This is a genomic window from Ferrimonas sediminicola, from assembly GCF_005116715.1.
GTDB lineage: Bacteria > Pseudomonadota > Gammaproteobacteria > Enterobacterales > Shewanellaceae > Ferrimonas > Ferrimonas sediminicola.
The window spans coordinates 246,609-270,754 of sequence record NZ_SWCI01000003.1 but is presented as its reverse complement, the minus strand read 5'-3'; the positions used below and the strand labels follow the sequence as shown (position 1 = coordinate 270,754).

At 60.5% G+C, this 24,146-nt stretch carries 21 protein-coding genes and 1 pseudogene; 13 read left to right on the top strand and 9 right to left on the bottom strand.

Annotated elements, in window-relative coordinates; genetic code table 11:
- Nucleotides 1–19: 19 nt before the first annotated feature.
- On the bottom strand, nucleotides 20–1,543 hold the full coding sequence (locus FCL40_RS07070) for a flavocytochrome c (RefSeq protein WP_136852455.1): 1,524 nt from the start codon (nucleotides 1,541–1,543) through the stop codon (nucleotides 20–22).
- Between the two features lie 272 nt (nucleotides 1,544–1,815).
- On the opposite strand from FCL40_RS07070, the gene FCL40_RS07065 reads away from it, so the two are divergent.
- Complete coding sequence (locus FCL40_RS07065) at nucleotides 1,816–2,742, top strand: LysR family transcriptional regulator (protein ID WP_136852454.1); 927 nt, start codon at nucleotides 1,816–1,818, stop codon at nucleotides 2,740–2,742.
- Between the two features lie 81 nt (nucleotides 2,743–2,823).
- Here FCL40_RS07065 and acuI read toward each other — a convergent pair whose 3' ends face one another.
- From acuI to FCL40_RS07040, 5 genes are all read right to left on the bottom strand, one after another.
- Nucleotides 2,824–3,804 carry an acrylyl-CoA reductase (NADPH) gene (acuI, locus tag FCL40_RS07060; RefSeq protein ID WP_136852453.1) on the bottom strand — a complete coding sequence of 327 codons (981 nt, stop codon included), beginning with the start codon at nucleotides 3,802–3,804 and terminating at the stop codon, nucleotides 2,824–2,826.
- 372 nt (nucleotides 3,805–4,176) lie between these two features.
- Nucleotides 4,177–5,388 (bottom strand): MFS transporter, encoded by a 1,212-nt coding sequence (locus FCL40_RS07055; RefSeq protein ID WP_136852452.1) that lies wholly within the window; start codon nucleotides 5,386–5,388, stop codon nucleotides 4,177–4,179.
- Between the two features lie 7 nt (nucleotides 5,389–5,395).
- Nucleotides 5,396–5,590, bottom strand: coding sequence for a hypothetical protein (locus tag FCL40_RS07050; protein ID WP_136852451.1), 195 nt, complete (start codon nucleotides 5,588–5,590; stop codon nucleotides 5,396–5,398).
- Between the two features lie 205 nt (nucleotides 5,591–5,795).
- Entirely contained in the window at nucleotides 5,796–6,917 is a 1,122-nt protein-coding gene (locus FCL40_RS07045; protein WP_136852563.1) for an endonuclease/exonuclease/phosphatase family protein, read from the bottom strand.
- Between the two features lie 103 nt (nucleotides 6,918–7,020).
- Nucleotides 7,021–7,821, bottom strand: a complete 801-nt coding sequence (locus tag FCL40_RS07040; protein WP_136852450.1) for a hypothetical protein — start codon at nucleotides 7,819–7,821, stop codon at nucleotides 7,021–7,023.
- Nucleotides 7,822–8,052: 231 nt separating this feature from the next.
- Between FCL40_RS07040 and FCL40_RS07035 the strand changes: the two genes are divergently transcribed.
- Nucleotides 8,053–9,645: an ABC-F family ATPase gene (locus FCL40_RS07035; RefSeq protein ID WP_136852449.1), complete on the top strand. Its 1,593-nt coding sequence runs from the start codon at nucleotides 8,053–8,055 to the stop codon at nucleotides 9,643–9,645.
- Between the two features lie 46 nt (nucleotides 9,646–9,691).
- Here FCL40_RS07035 and FCL40_RS07030 read toward each other — a convergent pair whose 3' ends face one another.
- Nucleotides 9,692–10,573, bottom strand: coding sequence for a LysR family transcriptional regulator (locus FCL40_RS07030; RefSeq protein ID WP_169307030.1), 882 nt, complete (start codon nucleotides 10,571–10,573; stop codon nucleotides 9,692–9,694).
- An 82-nt stretch (nucleotides 10,574–10,655) separates the two neighbouring features.
- Here FCL40_RS07030 and FCL40_RS07025 point away from each other — a divergent pair, with 82 nt between their 5' ends.
- On the top strand, nucleotides 10,656–11,072 hold the full coding sequence (locus FCL40_RS07025) for a PACE efflux transporter (RefSeq protein WP_136852447.1): 417 nt from the start codon (nucleotides 10,656–10,658) through the stop codon (nucleotides 11,070–11,072).
- A gap of 496 nt (nucleotides 11,073–11,568) precedes the next feature.
- The gene (locus FCL40_RS07020; RefSeq protein WP_136852446.1) at nucleotides 11,569–12,180 is read left to right on the top strand and encodes a chromophore lyase CpcT/CpeT; all 612 of its coding nucleotides are present in this window, start codon (nucleotides 11,569–11,571) and stop codon (nucleotides 12,178–12,180) included.
- A 56-nt stretch (nucleotides 12,181–12,236) separates the two neighbouring features.
- Here FCL40_RS07020 and FCL40_RS07015 read toward each other — a convergent pair whose 3' ends face one another.
- Nucleotides 12,237–12,848: a response regulator transcription factor gene (locus tag FCL40_RS07015; protein ID WP_136852445.1), complete on the bottom strand. Its 612-nt coding sequence runs from the start codon at nucleotides 12,846–12,848 to the stop codon at nucleotides 12,237–12,239.
- Nucleotides 12,849–12,978: 130 nt separating this feature from the next.
- Here FCL40_RS07015 and FCL40_RS07010 point away from each other — a divergent pair, with 130 nt between their 5' ends.
- The 6 genes from FCL40_RS07010 (at nucleotide 12,979) to FCL40_RS06985 (ending at nucleotide 19,877) form a co-directional block, all read left to right on the top strand.
- The gene (locus tag FCL40_RS07010; protein WP_136852444.1) at nucleotides 12,979–14,778 is read left to right on the top strand and encodes a sensor histidine kinase; all 1,800 of its coding nucleotides are present in this window, start codon (nucleotides 12,979–12,981) and stop codon (nucleotides 14,776–14,778) included.
- Between the two features lie 82 nt (nucleotides 14,779–14,860).
- The gene (locus tag FCL40_RS07005; protein WP_136852443.1) at nucleotides 14,861–15,154 is read left to right on the top strand and encodes a DUF3144 domain-containing protein; all 294 of its coding nucleotides are present in this window, start codon (nucleotides 14,861–14,863) and stop codon (nucleotides 15,152–15,154) included.
- A 298-nt stretch (nucleotides 15,155–15,452) separates the two neighbouring features.
- Nucleotides 15,453–17,732, top strand: a complete 2,280-nt coding sequence (phsA, locus tag FCL40_RS07000; protein WP_136852442.1) for a thiosulfate reductase PhsA — start codon at nucleotides 15,453–15,455, stop codon at nucleotides 17,730–17,732.
- Between the two features lie 12 nt (nucleotides 17,733–17,744).
- Nucleotides 17,745–18,317: a 4Fe-4S dicluster domain-containing protein gene (locus FCL40_RS06995; RefSeq protein ID WP_136852441.1), complete on the top strand. Its 573-nt coding sequence runs from the start codon at nucleotides 17,745–17,747 to the stop codon at nucleotides 18,315–18,317.
- Nucleotides 18,314–19,261 carry an NrfD/PsrC family molybdoenzyme membrane anchor subunit gene (nrfD, locus tag FCL40_RS06990; RefSeq protein ID WP_136852440.1) on the top strand — a complete coding sequence of 316 codons (948 nt, stop codon included), beginning with the start codon at nucleotides 18,314–18,316 and terminating at the stop codon, nucleotides 19,259–19,261. The genes FCL40_RS06995 and nrfD overlap by 4 nt, the downstream gene beginning before the upstream one ends.
- Before the next feature lie 286 nt (nucleotides 19,262–19,547).
- Nucleotides 19,548–19,877: an NGG1p interacting factor NIF3 gene (locus FCL40_RS06985; RefSeq protein ID WP_229360284.1), complete on the top strand. Its 330-nt coding sequence runs from the start codon at nucleotides 19,548–19,550 to the stop codon at nucleotides 19,875–19,877.
- A gap of 10 nt (nucleotides 19,878–19,887) precedes the next feature.
- Here FCL40_RS06985 and FCL40_RS06980 read toward each other — a convergent pair whose 3' ends face one another.
- Nucleotides 19,888–20,391 carry a CBS domain-containing protein gene (locus tag FCL40_RS06980; protein ID WP_136852439.1) on the bottom strand — a complete coding sequence of 168 codons (504 nt, stop codon included), beginning with the start codon at nucleotides 20,389–20,391 and terminating at the stop codon, nucleotides 19,888–19,890.
- A 220-nt stretch (nucleotides 20,392–20,611) separates the two neighbouring features.
- On the opposite strand from FCL40_RS06980, the gene FCL40_RS06975 reads away from it, so the two are divergent.
- The 3 genes and pseudogenes from FCL40_RS06975 to FCL40_RS06965 all read left to right on the top strand — a co-directional run bounded on the left by FCL40_RS06975 (nucleotide 20,612) and on the right by FCL40_RS06965 (nucleotide 23,822).
- On the top strand, nucleotides 20,612–21,517 hold the full coding sequence (locus FCL40_RS06975; protein ID WP_136852438.1) for a LysR substrate-binding domain-containing protein: 906 nt from the start codon (nucleotides 20,612–20,614) through the stop codon (nucleotides 21,515–21,517).
- Between the two features lie 251 nt (nucleotides 21,518–21,768).
- A complete protein-coding gene (gene nadE, locus FCL40_RS06970) occupies nucleotides 21,769–22,599 on the top strand; it encodes an ammonia-dependent NAD(+) synthetase (RefSeq protein ID WP_136852437.1) in 831 nt (276 codons plus the stop codon).
- 439 nt (nucleotides 22,600–23,038) lie between these two features.
- Nucleotides 23,039–23,822, top strand: a pseudogene (locus tag FCL40_RS06965) (IS110 family RNA-guided transposase).
- Nucleotides 23,823–24,146 lie beyond the last annotated feature (324 nt).

Genomic DNA, 24,146 nt, shown 5'->3' with positions numbered 1-24,146 from the left:
CACTAATTCCGTTATTGACTCAGGCGCCCATGATGCTGCGAGCAGCGGTCATGCCCATTACCATACAATCTGGAATAGAGCAGCTACCCAGACGGCTCACACCGTGCATACCACCGGCCACTTCACCCGCGGCGTACAGGCCTTCGATGCGCTTGCCGGTGAAGGAGTCCTTAACCTCGGCCTTGGTGTTGATCTGAACACCGCCCTGGCAGTAGTGAACCTTGGGCCACAGACGAACCACGGTGAAGGGCGCTTTCAGGTATTTCCCTTTGGCCTTACCCATGTTCTTACCGAACTGCTCATCATTGCCGCTCTTCACGTAACCGTTGTACTCTTCAACTTGCTCTTTCAGAGGCTTCAGCGGTACGTCGAAGTGCTTGGCCAGATCTTCCAGAGAGTCGAACTTCCAGCCCACACCGTACTTCAGTACCTTCTTGCAGTTGGGGTGCTGTTTGGCGTGCTCGTAGCTGGTGATCATGATGGGAGGCAGGGGGTTGCCTTCGGCATCACGACAGGCCAGTTCGGCGTCAGCGCGGGTCTTACGGTCAGCGATTTCGTTCATGAAACGCTTACCGGTCATGCGGTTAACCGCAATGGAGTGTGGGAAGTTGAAGATGGAGTAGTTGGACACATAGCCGAAACCGCCCTCATCTGGAGACGCCCAGGGACCGGACTGAATATGGGCCATGTGAACGGGGATGGCACCCAGACGGAACATCTCGAACATACCTTCACCGGTCGCGCCCTTGGCGTTGGTGCAACCCACTTCAGCAGTCAGGGTGGGATCCTGAGCCATACGCAGATCAACGTTCTGAGCAAAACCACCGGTCGCCATGATTACGCCGCGGGTCGCGCGTACGTTAATCTCTTTCTCCACACCGGCATCTTCGTCTTCGAAGTAGTAGCCCTTGTTCAGACGTACACCCACAACCTTGCCAGCGTCGTCCAGGATGAAGCCGTTGAACTTGGTACGGCTGACCATGTTGACGCCCACTTTACGACACTCATGCAACAGAGGCTGGGTGATACCCGCGCCACAGCTGACGGTAGTCTGGTAGGTACGAGGTACGGAGTGGCCACCCAGCTGCTGCAGGTAGGGGTGGAACTCGGCACCGGCGTCGATGGTCATCTGCAGAGCTTCCATGGCGTGAGACGCCACGTGACGCAGCAGAGCCTCGTCGGCAATACCACGACCGGCTTTCAGCTGGTCGTTCACCATGCGTTCTACGGAATCCTCGACACCCTGCTCTTTCTGCATGGGAGTTTGAGGCGCGGCGAACAGACCACCGTTGATGGCGGAGTTACCACCGAAAACAGGCATCTTCTCGAAGATAGTGACTGACTTACAGCCTTGACGGGCCGCTTCAATGCCTGCGGCCAGACCGGCAAAGCCGGAGCCGATAATGGCAATTTCTACGGTCTCGTCCCACTTCACACCTTTGGCGCTGACAGAGGTAGCCATGGCAGGCGCTGCCATTACTGCACCAGCTGCCCCCAACCCCTTAATGAAGTTGCGGCGTCCTAACAGATTAACTTTACTCATCTGGTTCTCACCCTTGTTTGATTATCTCCAGGCCAGTGTAAAAGTGGAACCCATTCCAAAACGGGAGGATCTGTTATTTCTTAGTGAAAGAGTTTGAACCTTTTATAAAATAGAGAGACCAATCAAATTAGTAAGAGAAATATACACACCCCACCCTGTTTTGGAATTCATTCCAAACCCATTGCCAAGTCATATTTTTCCTCAAGGAAAGAATCATTACTTTCTGCCCCCTGATATTGTGTCGTTAATTAGTGTCAAGATAACCAAATACGATGGAACTGGAAGAGTTGTATCGGCGCGACCTCAGCCTGCTGGTCGCCCTTCAGGTATTGATTGAAGAGGGCAGTGTCACCCGGGCCGCCAAACGGCTGCACCTGAGCCAATCCGCCACCAGCCGGGTGCTGGCCAGGCTGAGAGAGATGCTGGGCGATCCGCTGTTCACCCGGGTCGGAACCCGGCTGCAGCCCACCCAGTTTGCCCTGGATTGCCAGCGGCAACTGCAGGCCCCCATCGCCGAACTGAGCCACCTGCTCTCCCCCAGGGTGTTTGATCCGGCCCAATGCCAGCAGAGCTTCACCATCGCAGTGACCGACTTTGCCCTGCAGGCACTGATGCCCACTATTCTGGAGCGGCTCTACTCCCGGGCTCCTGGGGTAAACTTGGAAGTACTTCCGGTACAACATCGGGATCTGAAAACTCAGTTAGGCAGTGAAGGGGTGGATCTGGCCATCTGCCGTGCGCCAGGCAAGAGTGCCCCGCTGATGAGCCGCAACCTGGGGCTGGTCGGCCTGCGGGCCGTGGTGGCCAAGGAGCACCCTCTGGCCGATGCCCTTCTCGAGCCGGATCATTTCAGAGAGTATCCGTCCGCGGTAGTGGCAGTGAGTGACGGCGTCAAGGCGTTGATGGACGATGCCATGGCGGGGTTGGGCGGCCACAGAATGCTGCTGCGCACCCCCAGCCTGGGCAACGCCCTGGTGCTGCTCAAGCACCAACCCCTGCTGCTGACCCTGCCCTCCGGACTGGCGGAGCAGGCGGGAGAGCAGCACGACCTGGTGGTCAAGCCCCTGCCCTTTCCGCTGCCCCCCATCGACTACCACCTGTTCTGGCACTCACGCACTGGCGAGGACCCGGCCCAGTGCTGGCTTCGTGAGCTGATCATCGACGCCACCTCACCCCTGCTGGATGGCCAGTTGAGCTGATGGTCAGGCGCAGGGTCTTCTCTGCGGACACAAAAAATCCGCCCCGGGGGGCGGATCACAATCTCTGGACGGAGATCAAACTCAGAGGGTGATGATCACCCGGCCGGTCACCTGACCGCGCACGATCTTGTGGGCGTAATCGGCGACCTGACCCAGGCCGATGCTGTGGCAGGCCTGCTGGTAGAAGGACTCAGGCAGGATCTCCAGGGCCTTTTCCCAGGCCTTGATGCGCCGCTCATAGGGGCAGGCGACGGAATCCACCCCCTGCAGGCGCACGTTACGCAGGATAAAGGGCATCACCGTGGTGGGCAGCAGGTGACCGCCTGCCAGGCCACAGATGGCGGCGGTGCCACCATAGTTCACCTGGGACAGGGCGTGGGCCAGTACCTGACTGCCTACGGTATCAACCACACCGGCCCAGCGCTGGCGCTCCAGCGGGCGTGACTGCACCTCGAGCTCGCTGCGATCGATGAGATCAGCGGCACCCAGCTGACGCAACAGTTTGCCGTTCTCCTCGATGCGGCCGGAGGAGGCCACCACCTTGTAGCCCAGCTGCGCCAGCAGGGTAACGGCTACGGAGCCTACGCCACCACTGGCCCCGGTCACCAGCACTTCGCCGTCTTCAGGCTTAACGCCACCATCCAGCAGGGCCTGGACACAGAGCATGGCGGTCAGGCCGGCGGTACCGATCATCATCGCCTTCTGGGCGTCGCAGTTGGTGGGCATGGGCACCAGCCAGTCGGCCTTGACCCTGGCGCGCTCAGCCATGCCGCCCCAGTGCCGCTCCCCCACGCCCCAGCCGGTGAGGATCACCTGGTCGCCCGCCTTATAACGCTCGTCACTGGATTCAATCACCCGACCGGCAAAATCGATGCCGGGCACCATGGGGAAATCACGGATGATTTTGCCGGTACCGGTAACGGCCAGGCCATCTTTGTAGTTAAGGGAGGACGCCTCCACCTCGACCAGCACATCGCCATCGGGCAGGTCGCTCTCCTGCAGCTGCTGGATCTGTGCTCGGGTGGTTTTCTCCTCCTGGGTCAGGACAAGCGCATTGAACATATTGGTATTCCTTTGAGAAATATAAGATCGCGACAGACGATATGTCGTTAAGCTTAAGTCAGATATAGCCGCAAAAAAACTGAATTCACTGCATATCTTCCATGCATATAGCGTCAATGTTTCAGGTCGTGATCCCGATGGCAAGCAAACTTTAGCCGCAGAGATCCCGCTCACGGATTGAACTCAATTCCAAACCCAAGCCTGGGTCACCCTCTAGGGTTCGGCCACTGCGCGACTCTCACTCTCTGCCTTTGGCGCCTAGCGCCTGTGCCCCCCTCTATAAGCAGGACACCGCCAGCCAGCGGGGTTACCACAACGCCCTCTCTGCTCTGTTCCAGGCCAAGTCCCACCTGGCCGTCCCCCTGTAACCAATCAGGCAGGCTGAGACTGCAACCGGACCAGGGGCCGGGCATCGATAGGCAGGTGCAGCAGGGCCGCCGCAAAGGCAAGCACCACGGTACTCCACCAGATGGGTTCATAGGTGCCGTAGTGGTCGTAGATGCGGCCTCCGGCCCAGGCCCCCAGGAAACTGCCCAGTTGGTGGGTAAAGAACACCAGGCCATAGAGGGTGGACAGGTAGCGGGCACCGAAGATCTGCCGCACCAGCCCAGAGGTCAGGGGTACGGTGCCCAGCCAGCAGAAGCCGATGGCGGCGCCAAAGAGTGACGCGGTGGCATCGGTCACCGGCAGGGTAACGAAGGCGGCAATCACCGCGGTGCGCAGCAGGTAGAGGCTTGCCATCACATGGCGCTTATCGAAATGATCCCCCATCAGGCCCCAGAAGTAGGAGCCGAAGATGTTGAAGATCCCCACATAAGCCAGGGCCAGGGCAGCCACCTGGTTCGACAGCCCCTTGTCCGCCAGGTAACTGGGCAGGTGGGTGGCAATGAACATCACGTGGAAGCCGCAGACGAAGAACCCTGCATGGATAAACCAGTAACCGCGATGATGAAACGCCTCAGTCAGAGCCTGTTTCAGGGTCTGGACCGACTGGGGCTCAGGGGCACCGCGACCAGCCGCACCGCGCGGATGGATGAAGCAGGCAAAGGCGACCATCAGGGTGCAGGAGAGCGCGAACAGCTCCATGGTGAGGCGCCAATCAAAGTGGGTCAGCATCGCCTGGGCGCCGGGGATCACCGCAAACATGCCGAAGGAACCAGCGGCTGTGGTCAGGCCAAACGCCTTGGCGGCATGCTCGGCAGGTACCGTCCGGGCAACGGCCCCGAGGATGATCACATAGCTGGTGGCACTCAGCCCCAGCCCCACCAGGCCCCCCAGGGAGAGATAGAGCCAGTCTGGCTGGGTGGTCAGGGCGGTCAGCAGCAGCCCGGCGCCATAGACGAAGGCGCCGGAGGCGATGATGCGGCTCGGTCCGAATCGGTCTGCCGCCATCCCCACCAAGGGCTGGAAGGCGCCAAACAGCAGGTTCTGCAGGGCGATGGCAAAGGAGAAGAACTCCCGGCCGGTGCCGAAATCCATCACCATGGGGGAGAGGAAGATGCCGAACGACTGGCGGATACCCAGGCTGATGATCAACACACCAATGCCCATCCACACCAGCAGCGGGAAACGGAAAATACTCATGGCAATTCTACTCCGGTGAAACTCGGTGGTTGTGGTGATGGGTAGCGTGATGACCACTGCCACCGGTAGAGTGGCATCCGGATCCCATCGACTGGCTGGCAAAGGCCTCCAACAGCGGATCACACCGGTTAACCGCGAACAGCACAATGGCAAGCACCACCACCATTCGCAACAGTTGCATCGGCAGGGATTGGCAACCCATAACACCACCTCGACCTGAAAAACGGCCAGATTCTACGCCTCAGATCCGAGGTGAACCATAGGGAAGAGGGGTGAAAAATATGCAACCCAGGTATGCATTGCGCGCATGGTTGCGCTCATGTTAATGCACAGACAACAAGGTGGTTATACATCTAACTGATTTTGTTAAAAAGAAAGCCAGCCATGACTGAAGAGATCAAATCAATTCAAATCAGCTGTAAGTCCAGCCATACCAGCCGGTGATCCGAGGAGGCTCGGCGATGGGCGACCAGGTAGGCCAAGTCACTGCAGGGCTCGGGCCAGAACACTCCGCTTGCCGACACCTGGATGCCCGCCCTGGAGGGCAGCAGGTAGTCCACCCGGGCCCGCCAGTCAGCGGTATGGCTCGGGCCATGGAGGTTGTCGGGCGAGTGAGCCCTGCCACCCTCGCTCGCGGGCTCAACGTCACCGTTTATCAGCGGGTGTTCCAGCAACTGCTCGATGGCCCCGGGCAAAGATCGCCCCTCAACGGGGGAGGCGTTGTAATCCCCGGCGATCACAAAAGCGCTGCCCTCAGCCAGCCCTCCCCGGCCGCCGCAGTCATCCACCAGGTAGTCGCTTCGGGCCGGGTCCACATAGTCGGCCCACAGACGGATCTCATCGAAGTTGCGGGCGGCGTTACGCCGCTCCGGACCGTCGAACACCGGCGGTGTAGGGTGGGCCGCCAACAGGTGCAGGGTTCGGTCTCTCACCTTGATGGGCAGATCCCAGTGGGCCTTAGAGGAGAGCCTCAGTTGTCGCCAGGTGGCCTGGTCATAAAACGGCGAGCCATCCGGAAGCCTCGGTTCAAGGGCGCCGGGCATCTTGTGCCAGGGGAACAGCCTCAGGCTGCGCACTGCCTCACGCGCTATGGGGAAGCGGGACAACACCAGCATGCCGTACTGGCCCGGGTAGTGGCCAAAGCCCCAGGCATCCCCGGCGGTGGCCGATGCCACCCCATCCCCATCGATATCCAGCGGGCTGGCTTCGCCGCTGTTGACCGGGGCGCAGTAGTGATGGCGATAATGGATGGGCCGCTGACCATTCTGAGACACCGACAGGTAGTGGCGCTGGAAGGCGTGACTCCCCCGCCTGGGGTCCTTGATGTGATCGAACTCGTTGAGCAGCACAACGTCCGGCCGCACCCGCTGCAGGATCTCCGCCAGGTTGCGGATCTGCCGGTGACGGCCGCTGCGCAGCCGTCTCTCCAGGGCGCAGGGATCCCTCGGCTGATCCCGACGGCGGTAGTTGTCCGCCTCCATGCTGACGTTGAAGGTGGCGACGCGTAGACTGATGGAGGGGCGGCTCATTGCTCTGCTGTGGCTGCTGACGGTCATAGGCCGTCATAGTACCAGAGTCGTGCCGACAAACCTCCAATCCCGGTGGTTCGCCCCCGAACCGACAGCCTCCGTGCTACTCCTCCTCCGATTCACACTGCATCTGATTGCGCAGGTTGCAGAATCCATCCGCCTCTGAGAAGGTCTGGTTGCCGAAGGAGCCATCGTCCCGCCCCTCGATGGCCCCGACCTCCACCTTCAGCGGCGTGCCTGCCGGCAGGGCCTTCAGGTACGCCCTGGGTACCAGAACCTGATGCACCGATGCAGGGACAACGACCCGGTAGCCAAACTTGGACAGGGCATCATCATCGGGCTCCATGGCCACCTCGTAGGCGAGGATCGCCTCTTCGGGAGCCACCATAAACCCCTCCGGCCAGGTGGTGCACTCCCCGAGATCCTCACCATAACGCCAGCTGATCCACTTGCCGTCAAACTCCACGTCAGCCGGTGCGGCCGGCAGGGTGTGGGTCAACATGGTGCTCCCCACCTGCTCTCCGCCATCCAGGCTGAAACCATAATTGCCAGCCGGGAAGCGCGCCAGAAACTCCGGCAGGGTAACCACTTCCTCCTCTGGCTCCTCCCTCAGCGCCTCCTCGCACACCGGCTCGGCGCTCTCGAAAAAGTTCTCAGTCAGGGTCTGATCCGCCAACATGGAGCTGGCCTCGGCATCAAACAGCGGCTGGCCACCGGGACCGCTCAGTTGCGCCTCCTCCCAACCCTCACCGTCAAACAGCACATGGAAGCCTATGTCCCCATCGGTGGCATTCACCTCGATAAGAACCCGGCATTCACCCAGATCACCGCAGGGCTCATCTGCCAGGGCCGGCAGAGTGGAGCTGGCCAGCACCCCAATCAGGCTCACAACAGACTTGCACATAACGACCTCCGTTCGGTCCCAGGAATGGGTTGTCCCAGGCGCCTGAGTCAAGCCCGGGGCCGGGGGACAAAAACAGAACCTACTAAGCCTAGCAGGCTGACTGACACCGGCTCGAACTTTCTCCTCCCGCCACTCTGGAGGAAAGCCAAACAGAGGAGAAAACTTGCACAATCCCCGCTGGACGGGTACCCTGCGGCGTTTTTTTTAAATTTATCTGAGGGAATCACCACCTTGATCATCGCCTCCAACATCACCATGCAGTTCGGGGACAAACCCCTGTTCGAAGAGATCAGCGCCAAGTTCGGCGGCGGCAACCGCTTCGGCCTGATTGGCGCCAACGGCGCCGGCAAGTCCACCTTCATGAAGATTCTCTCCGGTGAACTGGAACCCACCTCCGGCAACGTCAGCCTGGAGGCCAACACCCGCATGGCCAAGCTGGGCCAGGATCAGTGGGCGTTCGAGGAGTATTCGGTGATCGACACGGTGATCATGGGTCACAAGGAGCTGTGGAAGGTGAAGGCGGAGCGCGACCGCATCTACAGCCTGCCGGAGATGAGCGAAGAGGAGGGGATGCGGGTCGCCGATCTGGAGGTACAGTTTGCCGAGATGGACGGCTACAGCGCCGAGGCCCGTGCCGGCGAGCTGCTGCTGGGCCTGGGGATCCCCGAGGAGCAGCACTTCGGTTTGATGAGCGCCGTGGCCCCGGGTCTCAAGGTACGGGTACTGCTGGCCCAGGTGCTGTTCGCCGACCCGGACATCATGCTGCTGGATGAGCCCACCAACAACCTGGACATCCACACCATCCACTGGCTGGAGCAGGTGCTCAACGAGCGCAACTGCACCATGATCATCATCTCCCACGACCGCCACTTCCTCAACTCGGTGTGCACCCATATGGCGGACATCGACTATGGTGAGCTGCGGATGTACCACGGCAACTACGACGAGTACATGACCGCCGCCGAGCAGGCCCGCGAGCGGATGCTGGCGGACAACGCCAAGAAGAAGGCGCAGATCGCCGAACTGCAGAGCTTTGTCAGCCGCTTCTCCGCCAACGCCTCCAAGGCGCGCCAGGCCACCAGCCGCCAGAAGCAGATCGACAAGATCCAGCTGCAGGAGGTAAAAGCCTCCAGCCGTCAGTCCCCCTTCATCCGTTTCGAGCAGGAGAAGAAGCTGTTCCGTAACGCCCTGGAGGTGGAGGGCCTGGCCCAGGGTTACGATGAGATGCTGTTCAGTGGCCTGGATCTGCGGGTTGAGGTAGGCGAGCGCATCGCCATCATCGGCCAGAACGGCATCGGCAAGTCCACCCTGCTCAACACCCTGGTGGGCCAGATGGCGCCCAAGTCCGGCACCATCAAGTGGTCAGATAACCACAACATCGGTTACTACGCCCAGGATCATGCCGCCGATTTCGATACCGATCTGAACCTGTTCGACTGGATGGGACAGTGGGCCACCGAAGGCGCCGACGAGCAGACCATCCGCTCCTTCCTGGGACGGATGCTGTTCTCCCAGAACGAGATCAAGAAGTCCACCCGGGTGATCTCCGGGGGTGAGCAGGGGCGGATGCTGTTCGGCAAGCTGATGATGCAGAAGCCCAACATCCTGGTGATGGATGAGCCCACCAACCACATGGACATGGAGTCCATCGAGGCGCTAAACCTGGCTCTGGAGAACTATCCCGGCACCCTGCTGTTCGTCTCCCACGACCGCCAGTTTGTCTCCTCGGTGGCCACCCGTATCATCGAGCTGAAGGCGGACGGCATCACCGACTTCCACGGCACCTACGACGAGTACCTGCGCAGCCAGGGCGTCGACGGCTGATCTCCCCCCACACAAAGGGCCTGCCGATGCAGGCCCTTTCACTCTCCTACCCCGGCAACAGCTGTCTCAGCTCGCCCTTCAGCCAGTTCAGGGCCGGACCATTCTCCGCTCCGGGACGACTGACCAGGTCCACCGGCGACAGCCAGGTCTGGGCATCGCACTCCGGCTTTAGCGATACCAGCCGACGGCCAAAGATCCGATCCTCGGTCAGGTGACGGGGAATGTAGCCCCAGCCAAACCCCCGGCTGGCCAGCTCCGCCACCATGTAGAAGTTGTTGGTGCTCCAGCGGTTGGGGCTGACGGCGGGAAACTCCCCGGTCAGGGTTCCCGACGCCCCCCTGACCATGATCTGCCGATGCAGGCTGAGCCTCTCCAGGGTCAGCGTCTGCTCCCGAGCCAGGGGATGCTCCGGCGACACCACGGCGACAAACGGCAGGCTGCCGATGTAACTGGCATCCAGCTCGGTGGGATAGGGGATCTGGGAGAACATCAGCCCCAGTTGCGCCCGGCCGCTGCGGACCAGTTCCCCCACATCCGGGCTGACCACGGTGAGAAATTCCAGGGAAGTGGTGGGGAACCGCTCGGTGAACTGGCGCAGCACCGCCTCCAGTCCCGACATCATCAGCACTTCATCCAGGGCAAACACCAGCTGACGCTCCTCCCCCAGGCTCAGGCTCTGGGCACTGCTTTGAAACCGCTGGTGATGCACCATCAGCATCCGCGCCTGCTCGAACAGGGTCTGTCCTTGGGAGGTGAGCCGCGGCGAGCGGGCGGAGCGGTCGAACAGGATCAGGTTCAGATCGATCTCCAGGTTGGCGATCCCCTGGCTGACCACCGACTGCGCCTTGCCCAGCTTACGAGCCGCAGCGGAGAAGGAGCCCTGCTCGGCGGCGGCCACAAACATGCGTAACTGTTCCAGGCTATACATATCTACAAAACCGATAATTTCTAACTTTTTACCATCATAATTAAAAATAGAATGGGGACAAAATGAAATGAAGGAGTTCCCCATGTCCACCAAAGAGCGCATCCTCCACACCCTGCTGTTTGAGCTGCTGGCCCTGTTGCTGATCACCCTGCTTGGCCCCCTGCTGATACCGGTGGCAAGCCACACCCTCGCCGGCATCGCCATCCTGCTGTCACTGATCGCCATGGGGTGGAACTACGGCTACAACCTGGCCTTTGACCGGCTGTTTGGGGCGGATCGCCAGACGCGCTCCCCGCTGCTGCGCTTAGTCCATGGGCTGGGGTTTGAACTGGGGCTGTTGCCACTGACCCTGCCGGTGCTGATGTGGACCCTGTCCATGAGTCTGTGGCAGGTGCTGCTGCTGGATATCGGCGCCATTCTTTTCTTCCTGGTATACGCCATCGCCTTCAACTGGGGCTACGACAAGGTGCGCGCCAGGCCTGGGCTCTGCGGTAGCTGATCGGGCAGCGGGCCACCCTGCTTAACTCGTCATTTTACCGCGATTGCGTGACCCGCATCACCCCACCAGGGCGGGCGCCGGAACCCGCCTCACAAGAACAGAAATTGACCATTTATCCCGATTTTCTTCTGCTACTATCCATTGGTCGTTGTCTGCATTCAACGGCGCGGGTATCTGTCATGACCCGGGAGTTTCCCCTCCTGAGCTCATCAGAATGACCGGCCCCGGGACCTTAGGAAGTCAGTGAGCCTGATGCCCCGGCACCCTTTGCCGTCCAACAATCCAACGTCATAGGCCGACTTATCATCCACAGGCCGACGTCATGTCACCGGCAGTCCCTTGTCGCTTCCCGGCACGAGGGATTTTCTTTTTCTGATGGTCGGCGAATTGTGCGCCGCGGCCCAAATTTGCATCGACGAAGGCGCAAGCCTCTGCGCAGATTGCCCCATTTATGTAACAATCCTCTTTCATTCCGAAGCGATTCTGTTGGATAGCGATGAGGCTCTCAGCCCCCCTGTTACTGTTGCTCGCCCTGGCCCCCTGTGTACACGGGGAGGAGGCTACCGAGAGGCTGGCCAGTTGGATGAGCGGCAACTACAGCAGCGCATCCCAATCCCGGGAGCTTCATAACTACTTCAACCTCAACCTTCATATCGTCCCCATCTGGCCGGAACGACGCGATGGTCCCTGGCTCTACACCGAGCACGCTTCGGTCAAACGCCCGGAGCGCCCCTTCCGCCAGCGGGTGCTACGCCTGCAACCGGCCCCCACCGGCGTCCTGCTTCACCTCTATGAGCTGCCCGACCCCAGGCGGTTCGCCGGCGCCTGGCGAGTGAAAATACCGCTGAACGGCCTGACGCCTTCAGATCTGCTGCCCCGTCCCGGGTGCAACCTGCTGCTGACCTATGACGGCCAAACACAGGGGTACAGCGGGCGTACCGACGCCGGCAGTTGTGCCAACCGCATGTATGGCGCCAGTTACGCCCAGACCGACCTGGAGATCTACGCCGACCGCATCATCCGCTGGACCAAAGGCTATGATGACCAGGGTCGGCAGCTGTGGGGCGCCGCCCTGGGCGGCTACCGCTTCGAAAAAGGCCGATACTGACACGAAAACACCGCCCGGAAGGCGATGTTTGGCAAGCTTACGGGCATCGGCCAGGCCTAAGGTTCCAAAGAGTCCAGCAACGAGGAGTACTTCAGCAGCCCCGCCATGTTGCTGGCATGGAGCTTCTTCATCACGTTGGAGCGGTGCACCTCGATGGTGCGCACCGAGACAAACAGGGTATCGGCCATCTGTTTATTGGTGTAGCCGTTGATCACCAGGCGAAACACCTGCTGCTCCCGTTCGGTGAGGTCCTTGAGCAGGGCCAGTTGGGTCAGATCGTGATGCAACCGATGGCTGTGGGCCAATCCCCGCTGCACCGCCTCATGCAACTCCCGGCCCTGCACCGGCTTCTGGAAGAAGTCGAAGGCACCGTTTTTCAACGCCTCGACCGCCATCGGCACATCCCCGTGGCCAGTAAGGAAGATCACCGCCAGCGGGCTGTTGGCGTCGTTCAGTTTCTGATGCAGATCCTGACCGGTCAGCTCCGGCATGCGACTGTCGAGGATGACGCATCCCGGCTGCCCCAGGTCCACCGTATCCAGGAACTCTGCGCCCCGGCTGAAGGCCTGCACCTGAAGACCGTATCCCTCCATCAGGAAGGTCAGCGAGTCGAGAATCGCCTCGTCGTCGTCCACCAGATACACCAACTCTCCCTGGTTGTGGGTCATGCTGTTTCCTCGAATTAGTCTTTTCTCAAAGAGTCATATCTCAGATCCGACCAATAAGCGATAGCAAAGTGCCTAACTTTGAGTCGCTTCACATTGAATCCGGCCCGGACTGGCTTATGTTACAACCATCATGAAATTGAGTTTGGATCAACACGTGCGCCGAGCAACTCTGTGGTTGTGGCTGACGACCCTGTCGCTGCTGTTTCCCGCCCCCTCACGGGCCGCGCAGGAGGAGCACCTGAAGGTCGGAGTGCTGGCCAACTGGGGCTATCGCCAGGCCGAGGAGCGCTGGCAGCCGATGATGGACTACCTGACCGCCAAGGTGAAGGGGGCCCGATTCAGCGTCCGCCCCGGCTCCTTCGAGGAGCTCAACAGTGCCCTGGAAGCAGGTGAGATCGAGTTCATCGTCACCAATCCGGGTCAGTATCTCTACCTCTCCAACCAGTTTCCCCTCTCCTGGCTGGCGACCATGCGCTCGCGCAAACACAACGGCGCCACCTACGCCATCGGCTCCACCATTATCGTCCGGGCCGACAGCGACTTTCGCACCCTCTACGACCTCAAGGACAAGGTGGTGGCCGCCAGCGGCCGTCACGCCCTGGGTGGCTACCAGGCCACCGTCGGTCTGATGCACAAGCTGGGAATGAGTCCCGATGACTTCTTCAAGGAGGTGAAGTTTCTCGGCTTCCCGCTGGGGCCGCTGATCTTCCAGGTCCGGGACCGCAACATCGACGCCGCCATCACCCCCTTCTGTACCCTGGAGGAGATGGTGGAGAAGGGGGTGATCCGCGCCGAGGAGTTCCGGGTGATCAACCCCAGCAGGCCGCCCGGCTACGACTGCCAGGTGAGCACCCAGCTTTACCCCAACTGGTCGTTCGCCGCCAGCGAGGAGGTGAGCTACACCCTCACCAAGCAGATCACCCGCGCCCTGTTCGAGCTGACCCCGGATCACCCGGCCGCCATCCGGGCGGGCACCCTGGGCTGGACTGCCCCCATCAGCCAGCTCAAGGTGATTCAGCTGTTCTCCAACCTCCACTACCAGAATCGGGAGATCAGCAAGTGGGAGCTGCTGCTGGAGTGGATGGAGGCCAACCGCAAATGGGGGGTAGTGCTGGCCCTGCTGTTTGTCATCGCCACCCTCTATCACTTCTGGATCGAGTTCAAGTTCCGCCAGAAAAGCGACACCCTGGTGGAGACCGAGCGAGAGCTGAAGCGCAAGGCGGTGCAACTGGAGCGGCTGCACAGCGCCGCCGTCATCGGAGAGATCGGGGCCGGGCTGGCTCACGAAATCAACCAGCCCATCGCCGCCATCAACAACTACAGCGAGGGCGGGCTGGTACGACTGCGCAGCCAGACTCAGCCGGATACCGAGATGCTGGCGCTGCTGGACAAGATAAACCAGCAGTCCCAGCGGGCAGCGGCAGTGGTGCAGCGCATCCGCGGCCTGCTCAAACGCCGGGAAACGGTGCTGGAACGGGTCAACCTGCTCAGCCTGGTGGACGAGGGGATCTCCCTGATGAAGCTGGAGCTGGAGCGCCACCGGGTGCAGATACGCACCCAGGTAAAAGGGGAGCCCTACTTCGCCCGGGCAGACCGGGTGGGGATGCAGCAGGTATTGATCAACCTGCTGAAAAACAGCGTCGATGCCATCTCTGAGCTCAACGGTCATCAGGGACAGATCCTGGTCGAGCTGTGGTTTGATGAACAACGGGTCCATCTCAAGGTCACAGACAACGGCCCAGGCTTCGCCGAGGATCCGCAGACCATGATGGCCACCTTCACCACCACCAAGAGCGACGGCCTTGGGCTGGGACTGGCCATCTGCAGCGACCTGGTGAAGGCCCAGGAGGGGGAGTTTTCCATCCATAATAATGAGGGGGGACACGGCTGCACCGCCGAGATCATCCTGACCCGGGCCAATGACGCCTGATCACAACTTTTACCCAGTCCCCGGCAAACCGGGGACAAAGCTGCTAGCGTAGTGGCTTCAACACCAAAGAGAAGAGAGTCCCATGTCCGAGTCCAATAAAGCGTTCTTCGACCGCGCCAACGCCCACATCCACCTGGCCAACGATCACAACAAGGATCCCCAGGTACAGGCCGGCGAAGTGAGCGCCTCCTTCATGTGGGCCCTGGCCCGCTACAACGCCTGGTTCGGCGCCAGCGGCTTTAACAGCGCCGAAGAGATGACCTCGCGCAAGGAGGAGATGATGGAGTACTACATCGACGAGTACCGCAAGATGCTGGAAGCCAACATGAAGGACTACATCGACAACTTCGACGGCTATATGAAGCGCCAGGGATGATCCCCTCCCCTTGGTATAAAGCGCCCGACTGGGCGCTTTTTTTGTATTGAGAATCACTCTCTTATCCTGGATGTAACAATTATGTGGTTTACCACAATAGACAAAGCCGCAAACAATGCCGCTCAAAAAACGAACTGAGAAAGGGGTCACAAAGCGTTAACCAATCAGCTTGATATGTGGTTTACCACAATACCCCCCCTCCCCTGGCCGACAGACACTGATCCTGACAACTGAGTATCCCTCCCGCCGACCGTTGCACCCGGTAGGCGGGGACCCATCTAAATCCAAAAGGGGAATCATGATGAAACTCGATCGGCGAACCTTTATGAAAGGGGCCGGAGCCAGCACCGCAGGTTGTGCTCTGGCCAGTCTGCTGCCGGGCACCCTGGGCGCCCTTGAGCAGACCGAGCTCAAGGGATCGGCAATTGAGGTGAAGAGCATCTGCGAGATGTGCTCCACCCGCTGCCCCATCTCCGCCCGCATCGTCAATGGCAAAAACGTCTCCATCCTGGGTAATGCCAACGCCAAATCCTTCGGTGGCGCAGTCTGTGCCCGTGGCGGTTCCGGCCACAGCCTGCTGTATGACAAGCAGCGCCTGGTCAAGCCCATCAAGCGCGTCGGCGAGCGCGGCGAAGGCAAATGGCAGGAGATCGAGTGGGATGAAGCCTATGCTCTGATCGCCGACAAGCTGGGTGCCATCAAAGAGAAGTACGGTCCCGAAGCCGTCTCCTTCTCCTCCAAGTCCGGCTCCAATCACAAGCACCTGTTCCACCTGGCCAAGGCGTTCGGCAGCCCCAACACCTTCAACCACGGCACTACCTGTCCCACCGCCTACAAGATCGCCGCCTTTGCCATCTTCGGCACCAAGATGAAGCGGGATCTGGGCAACTCCAAGTACATCATCAACTTCGGTCACAACATCTACGAAGGGATCAACATGTCCGAGACCCGCGGCATGATGAAGGCCCAAGCGGACCGTGGTGCCAAGCTGGTGGTGTTCGAACCCCGCTTCTCGGTGGTAGCCGACAAGGGTGATGAGTGGCATGCCATCAAGCCGGGCACCGACGTCACCGTAGCCCTGGCCCTGTGTCATGTGCTGATCAAGGACAACCTCTACGACAAGGCCTTTATCGAGCGTCACGTGGTGGGCTTCGACGAGTTCGCCAAAGAGGTGGCCGCCTACACCCCGGAGTGGGCCGAGTCCATCAGTGATGTGCCCGCCGAAGATATCCGTCGCATCGCCCATGAGCTGGCCGCCGCCGCCCCTCATGCTGTGGTGGACTTCGGTCACCGCGCCACCTTCACCACCGAAGAGTTTGAGATGCGCCGCGCCATCTTCGCCGCCAACGTCCTCATCGGTAACATCGAGCGCAAGGGCGGCCTGTACGCCGGTAAGAAAGCCAAAACCTACAACAAGTTCGCCGGCGCCGATGTCACTCCGGGCCTGGCAAAACCCAAGGTGGAGATGCCCAAGCCCACCGCCAAGCGCATCGACATGGTCGACCAGCAGTATGAGATGCTGTGGTCCAACGGTGGCATCTACCAGAGTATTCTGGATTCTGCCCTGGACGAGGTGCCCTACAAGACCCGCGGCTGGGTGATGAGCCGCACCAACCCAATGCAGACCATGACCGATCGCGCCCGGGTGGTGAAGGCGATGAACGCCATGGAATTCATCGTCTGCTGCGACGTCTATGTCAGTGAGACCGCCGCCTACGCCGACGTGGTTCTGCCTGAGTCCACCTACCTGGAGCGCTCCGAGGAGATCTTCGACAAGTCCGGCAAGAACCCGGCCTACTATGTGCGCCAGCCGGTGGTTGAGACCATCGGGGACACCCGCCCCTCCTGGCTGATCTGGAAGCAAGTGGGCGACGCCCTGGGCCTGGGCCAGTACTTCCCCTGGGACAACATCGAGACCCTGCAACTGCTGCAGGTGAAAAAAGACGCCAAGCTGCTCAGCCGCATCAAGCAGGAGGGTTACGTCAGCTTCGGCAAGCCACTGATGCTGCGTGAGCCGGAGATGGTCGCCAACTTCGCCGCCCAGTACGACACCGCCCGTCCCCTGGACGAAGATGGCACCTACGCCAGCGCCATGAAGTTCAAGACCCCCAGCGGCAAGATTGAGCTGAGCTCCGCCAAGGTGGAGAAGATGGCCCCGGGACGTGGCGTCATCAAGTACCGCGAGGTCAACCTGAAGAAGGCCGATGAGCTGTTCTTCATCCAGGGCAAGACCGCCATTCACACCAACGGCGCCACCCACAACGTGCCCTACCTGGCCAACCTGATGTCCGACAACGCCGTGTGGATCCATCCGCTGACCGCCGGTCTGCTGGGGATCAAGAGTGGCGATGCCATCCGTCTGCACAACGACGTAGGCAGCGAAGAGGGCACCGCCCTGGTGACCCCAGGGATCCGCCCCGACACCGTGTTTGCCTACATGGGCTTTGGCTCCAAGAACAAGGAGCTGGCCCGGGCCTACGGCAAGGGCGTCCACTGCGGCAACCTGCTGCCTCATGTCACCGCTCCGGTTGTAGGGATGAACCTGCACACCACCGGGGTGAAAGTGGAAAAGATCTAATCGGAGATGGTCATGAAAAAACGTTATGTAATGGTGCACGACGAGAACAAGTGCATCGGCTGCCAGGCCTGCAACGTGGCCTGCCGCAGTGAGAACGGCATTCCCGACTCGGTGACCCGCCTGCAGGTGCGCATCGAGGGTCCGGTGGGCAACTTCCCCAACCTGGCCTACAAGTACCACCGCGTCTCCTGCCAGCAGTGTGAAGATGCTCCGTGCGTCAAGGTCTGCCCCACCGGCGCCGCCTACGTGGGCGAGGACGGCATCATCACCATCAACGACAAGAAGTGCGTCGGCTGTCAGTACTGCATCGCCGCCTGCCCCTACAAAGTGCGCTTCATCAACCCCGAGACCCGGGTGCCGGACAAGTGCAACTTCTGTAAGGACACCCGCCTGGCCCGGGGCGAGCAGCCCGCCTGTGTCAGCGTCTGTCCCACCGACGCCCTGGTGTTCGGCGATGCCGCCGACCCAAGCAGTGAAGTGAGCCGCCTGCTGGATACCCAGCCCAACTATCAAGACAAGGTCCACCTGGGCACCAAACCCCGTGTGTACCGCATTCCCGGCAAGAAGGGAGGGATCAACGCATGAATGTACTCTGGGGATCCATGGAACAATACGATCCGGTAGTGTGGAACTGGATCATCGCCGTCTACCTGTTTATGGCGGGTCTCTCCGCCGGCTCCATGCTGGTGGCCATCGGCCTGCGCTGGTACAAACAGAGCCGCGGCCTGCCGGTGGAAGGGTTACCGGTGATCAAGGCCTCTGCGGTCATCGGTCCGCTGGCCATCGTCGCCGGTATGGGGCTGCTGGTGCTCGACCTGACCAAGCCCTGGGAGTTCTACATCATCCTGCTGAACTACAACCTCACTTCGGTGATGGCCTGGGGTGTGCTGCTGCTGCTGGCCTACATTCCACTGGTGTTCATCTACTCCGCCCTGGTGTTTGAGAAATCCCTGGTGGCGGCGATACCGGCGCTGAAGGGGATCATGACCGTGTTCCGCGCCATCGAAGGCGGCCTGAACAAGCTGATCTTCGCCCTGGCCATCGGCGTCGGCGTCTACACAGGCTTCCTGCTGTCGGCGTTGATCAGCTACCCGATCCTGAACACCGCGGTGCTGCCCGGTCTGTTCCTGGCCTCGTCGCTGAGCGTGGGCTCCGCCGGTAACATCCTGGTGGCGACCCTGTTCTTCAGCAAGAAGCCGTCGGACTGCATCGAACAGGTTCACCGCATCGAGTACCCGGTCGCCTTCAACGAGGCGATGCTGCTGGTGCTGCTGTTCGTCGGTCTGAACTTCTCCGGTCCCGCCGCCCAGGCGGCCCTGGCGGCCATCAGTGACGGCACCTGGGCCCAGGTGTTCTGGGTGGGCGTGGTCGGTATTGGCCTGGGCGTGCCGGTGCTCTCCAGCATCTTCGCCCCCAAGTCCTGGAAGCACAGCAAGCCCTTCCTGGTGACCGTGGCCAGCTGCACCATCATCGGCGTGATGGCCCTGCGTCACTTCGTTGTGTACGCCGGTCAGATGTACACCAGTTAAGCGTCATCCTTGCATAAGCCAAGGGGGGAGGCCTGAGCCTCCCCCCTTTTTTGTGGCGCCCCTCGCCCCTGCCGTCCATGGCCTCTGACGGTGTACAGCAAACAATCAGTGGTCCGGACACCAAAAACGGGGGAAACCGTCGTCAACGCCCCCTTGCCCCTCCGGGCGGGCGCCGCCGCCCCTCCCGGATTGGCCGGAGATCGCAGGACGTGTCAAACTGAAAAGAGCGGCAACATCGGTCTCAGGAGTCGGTAACAACGCCCTTCGAAGTGAACCGGGGAGAGCCATGACCAACGAGAAAATCACCATGAAAAAACTGGAGTTCTATGTTCCCAAAGCCCACCTGGAGCCTGTGCTGGATGCGCTGTTCCACGCCGGGGCCGGACGCATCGGCCACTACGACCGCTGCTGCTGGTATGCCGAGGGGATGGGTCAGTTCCGCCCCATTGAGGGGGCGGATCCCTATGTTCACAGCGGCCAACAGGTGCACAGGGAGCCGGAGTTCAAGGTGGAACTGGTGTTCCAGGCGGCGCTGCAGACCGAGGTGATCGCGGCGCTGAAACAGGCCCACCCCTACGAAACCCCAGCCTACCAGGTGCTCGGCATCGAGACCTGAGCCCGGCCGCTCAGTGGGCGCGGTGGCGATACAGGTGACGCAGCGCCCCCACCAGGTCGCGCCGGCTCACCATCCCCACCAGCTGCCCCTCCTCCACCACGGGAAAGTGCCTGGGATGCCAGACCCGGCCGGCGCGGGCCCGCTCCTTCAACGGCATGGTGCTCAGGGTGACGGCACAACCATTGCCATCGATGGGGTAGAGGGTGTTGGGATCGATGCAGATCCGTTCGGCCAGGGCCAGAAGATCGTCCCTGGGGGTCAGTACGGTGACCTTGCGCTGCATCAGTTCCCGAACCTGGGCGCTCTGCTCAGGCTGGTAGTCGTGATACCACAGGTCCAGCAGCAGATCGTGCTCACTGAGCACCCCCACCAGCCGGCCGTGGGCATCCACCACCGGAGCCGCGCCCAGGCGAGCCTGCAGCAGCTTGTCCAGGGCATCGCCAGCGTCGGTGTCGGGATGGAGCACCAGTTCGGGATCATGCATGACATTGGCGACACTCAGAGATTGGGGCATAGGGCACCTCCTGTTGCAGGCGGCGCCGCAACTCCCAGGCAGGGCGCCGCTTCCTCTACGACAAACCTCTTTCTAATTCCTATTGTTTCTCACATATTTCCTCTCAAGAGGAGCAATTTATTGATGTGGCCTCCAGTTTTATTCAGTGAAATTTATAATCTGAGTTAACTGTGGTTCAATGCCGGATGAACTGGACTAACTTCGAACCGGAGCCATCAAGGTGCGTTTCTCCCTTAAACAGTTGGCGGTGTTCAATGCTGTTGCCGACTTCGGCAGTGTCAGCAAAGCCGCGCAGACCCTCTCCCTGACTCAATCTGCAACCAGTATGTCTCTGTCTCAGTTGGAAAAGTCTCTGGGGCGACCGCTGTTTGAGCGCCAGGGCAAACGCATGGTTCTTAGCCACTGGGGCAACTGGCTACGGCCCAGGGCCAAGCAGCTGCTGCACGATGCCAGGCAGATCGAGCTGGGGCTCTATGATCAGCACCTGATCAGCGGGGAGATCCAGCTGGCGGCCAGCCAGACCGCCGCCGAACACCTGGTGCCGGAGCTTATCAGCCGCATCGACGGCGATTTCCCGGAGATCCGCATCGAGCTGACGGTGCACAACACCCAGAAGGTGATCGAGGGAGTGCTCAACTACCAGTACGACATCGGCATCATCGAGGGGCGTTGCGACGACAGCCGCATCTGTCATGAGGTCTGGTGCGATGACCACCTGGTGATCGTCGCCGCCAAGCACCACCCCTTTGCCCGCCAGAAGCAGATCAGCGCCGCCCAGCTGGAGCAGGCCAAGTGGGTGCTGCGGGAGCAGGGAGCCGGTACCCGGCGCATCTTCGACAGTGCCATCCACGGCCTGGTGTCCGATCTGGACGTATGGCGGGAGTATGAGCATGTGCCGGTGCTGCGCACCATGGTCACCAAGGGCTACTACCTGAGCTGCCTGCCCTATCTGGATGTGGCGGCTCAGCTGGAGAGCGGCGAGCTGGTCGCCCTGGAGGTCCCGGGACTGAATATGGCACGCACCCTCTCCTTTATCTGGCGGGCGGACTCGGCCGACAATCCGGTGCGTGAATGCATCCGCCACGAAGCCAAGCAGCTGCTCTCTCGCCTGCCCAGCGCCCGCTAAATCCCGCAGTTTTGCTGATGAGGCGCATCAATAATCTTGATGCACCCGTGCGCCCTTTTGTGACGGTGGTCATGCGCCGTTTTCCTGCCGTAGGGCGCCCGCCCACACAAAACGACGGCCCTACCATAGCAGCCTGCCTCTCCCCCCTTGACCCCGCCCAAACCGCGGCGGCTGCCGCCGGCAACGCTTTCCCCCTGGGGGAGGCGATGTTAAATTAACTGGGTCAAACCAGCCTGCCAACGGAGCACACAGTGAAAGGACAGATCCTTAAAGAGATGAGAGTACTGGCGGTTATCAACCCTGAAGTTGAGGTTCAGCGCCGGGTCGCCTTTATCCAGGGCAAGCTCGAGGAGTCGGGGTGCAGGAGCCTGGTTCTCGGGATCAGCGGTGGGGTGGACTCCAGCGTCACCGGACGCCTGTGCCAACTGGCGGTGGACGGTCTCAACCAGGGCAAAACGATTCCCGATTATCAGTTTATCGCGGTACGCCTGCCCTACGGAGTACAGAAGGATGAGGATGAGGCGCAGATGGCCTGCCGCTTTATCCAGCCGAGCAAGCAGATCACCATCAACATCAAGGCCGGCGTGGACAGCATCAATGAGGAAGCGCTGGCTGGTCTGGAGCAGGCGGGGATCCAGGAGGTGGACACCCACAAGCTGGATTTCGCCAAGGGCAACGTCAAGGCCAGGATGCGGATGGTGGCCCAGTACAAGGTGGCGGCACTGACCAACGGCCTGGTCGCCGGTACCGACCACAGTGCCGAAAACGTCACCGGTTTCTACACCAAGCACGGTGACGGTGCCTGTGACCTGGCGCCCCTGTTTGGCCTCAACAAGCGCCAGGTCAGGCAGCTGGCCAGCCATCTGGGGGCGCCGGAACAGCTGGTGGTCAAGGCGCCCACCGCCGACCTGGAGTGCAACCGTCCCGGGCTGGAGGACGAGATCGCCCTGGGGCTGACCTACGATCAGATCGACGATTTCCTGGAGGGCAAGCAGGTGGCGCCCGAGGTGGAGGCGAGGATCATCGACATCTACGTGGCCACCCAGCATAAGCGCCAACCGATCCCCACCATCTACGACTGATGAAAAAGGCCCGCGCAAGCGGGCTTTTTTAGGCTGTGTCAAAATAACTGGTGCTCACCAACCAAGCTTGCTCTTGTCGCGCTCAGCAGTACTCAGTACATCGTCTTCCAGAAGAAGGGCAGGAACCAGCGCCTGTCGAAATCAGTATCGAGTTTGGACACATTCTGGAGGCCCCATAAAACCCTTGCCAACACAGCCTCTGGATACCGGCATGCGCCGGCATGACCGTGCCGGAGGGGACTGCGTGGGTTGAATCCACGCTGTACCAACCTGCAGAGTACTGTTGAACCTGGCTACCAGGTGTCCCTGCACCACACCCACAATCGTCACCCTGACGAAAATCAGGGTCCGGTGATGTGATGGACGCCCCCCTACAGTACGGCGTCAAATGCGCCAGAATTAGGTTGCGAAACGTAATTCCCAGAAAGGAACGTCCATCATGTCTATTAAAGCCATTGGAATTGATTTAGCCAAGAGTGTTTTTCAGGTGTGTGTATTGCTGGAAGACGGCTCTGTCCTTTGGAGCCGCAAGGTCAAAAGAGACAAGCTGTTTCGCACACTCCAAGATTTTCCTGCTGCAACCTTGGTGGCCCTGGAGGCCTGTGGCCGCTCTCACTATTGGGGAGACGGCCTCAGCAAGCGGGTTACCAGGTCAAGCTCATCCCTGCGCAACACGTTAAGCCAATGGTGTCTGCCCAAAAGAATGACGCCAATGATGCGCTTGCCATCTGCTAATGCACAGTGAGCTCAAAGCCCTGGATGATGAGACAGAAGCCGTAGAGCACGAGATTCATCAGCTGTGCCAACTGCAGCCCCGCTATCAGCGGTTGCAGAGCATTCCAGGCTTTGGTCCTATCGTGGCAGCTGCCTTCGTCAGTGAGGTTGGCGATGGTCGGCACTCTTCCAATGGTCGTCGACTGGCAGCCTGGTGTGACCTAGTCCCCAAGCAACGATGCACCGGAGGCAAACTCCGGCCAGGCAGTATCACCAAAGCCGGGAACAAGCAGCTGAGGGGGTTGCCGAACCACGGAGCAAGAGCCGTTCTCGCCCACGTATCGAAACGAGCAGACCGGCTGGGGAAGTGGCTGAGCAAGCTGATTGTACGCAGAGGCAAGCGTAAAGCGATAGTCGCGCTGGCCAACAAGCTTGCCCGGATTGCCTGGAGCATGACGGTCAGCGGTAACAAGTTTGATTTGGCGCACGCATTCGCAGTGACCAAGTAAGCGTCCTCCCCGTAATCACAGGGAGGTATAGAGAGTTCCTCGCACCTTGAGTTTGCATACCTTGATGAACAAACGGTTATCCGGCCTGGCAAGAGCCCGAAATCATATCGACAGGAAATGTCGTTCCAGTGTATAGGTGGCCAGGTTCGGATCACATTGTGGCGCCACCTCAAGAAGGTAAAACAGACGCCGGATATATGTCCGCAAACCGATCTCATCAAAGTCTTGCAACTGCAGGAGCGTCCATATATGTCTGTTGAAATGCGCACCAGGTTCCCGTTCATGTTTGAGTGTGTCATTACACGGGCTAGCCCGGTAAACCAA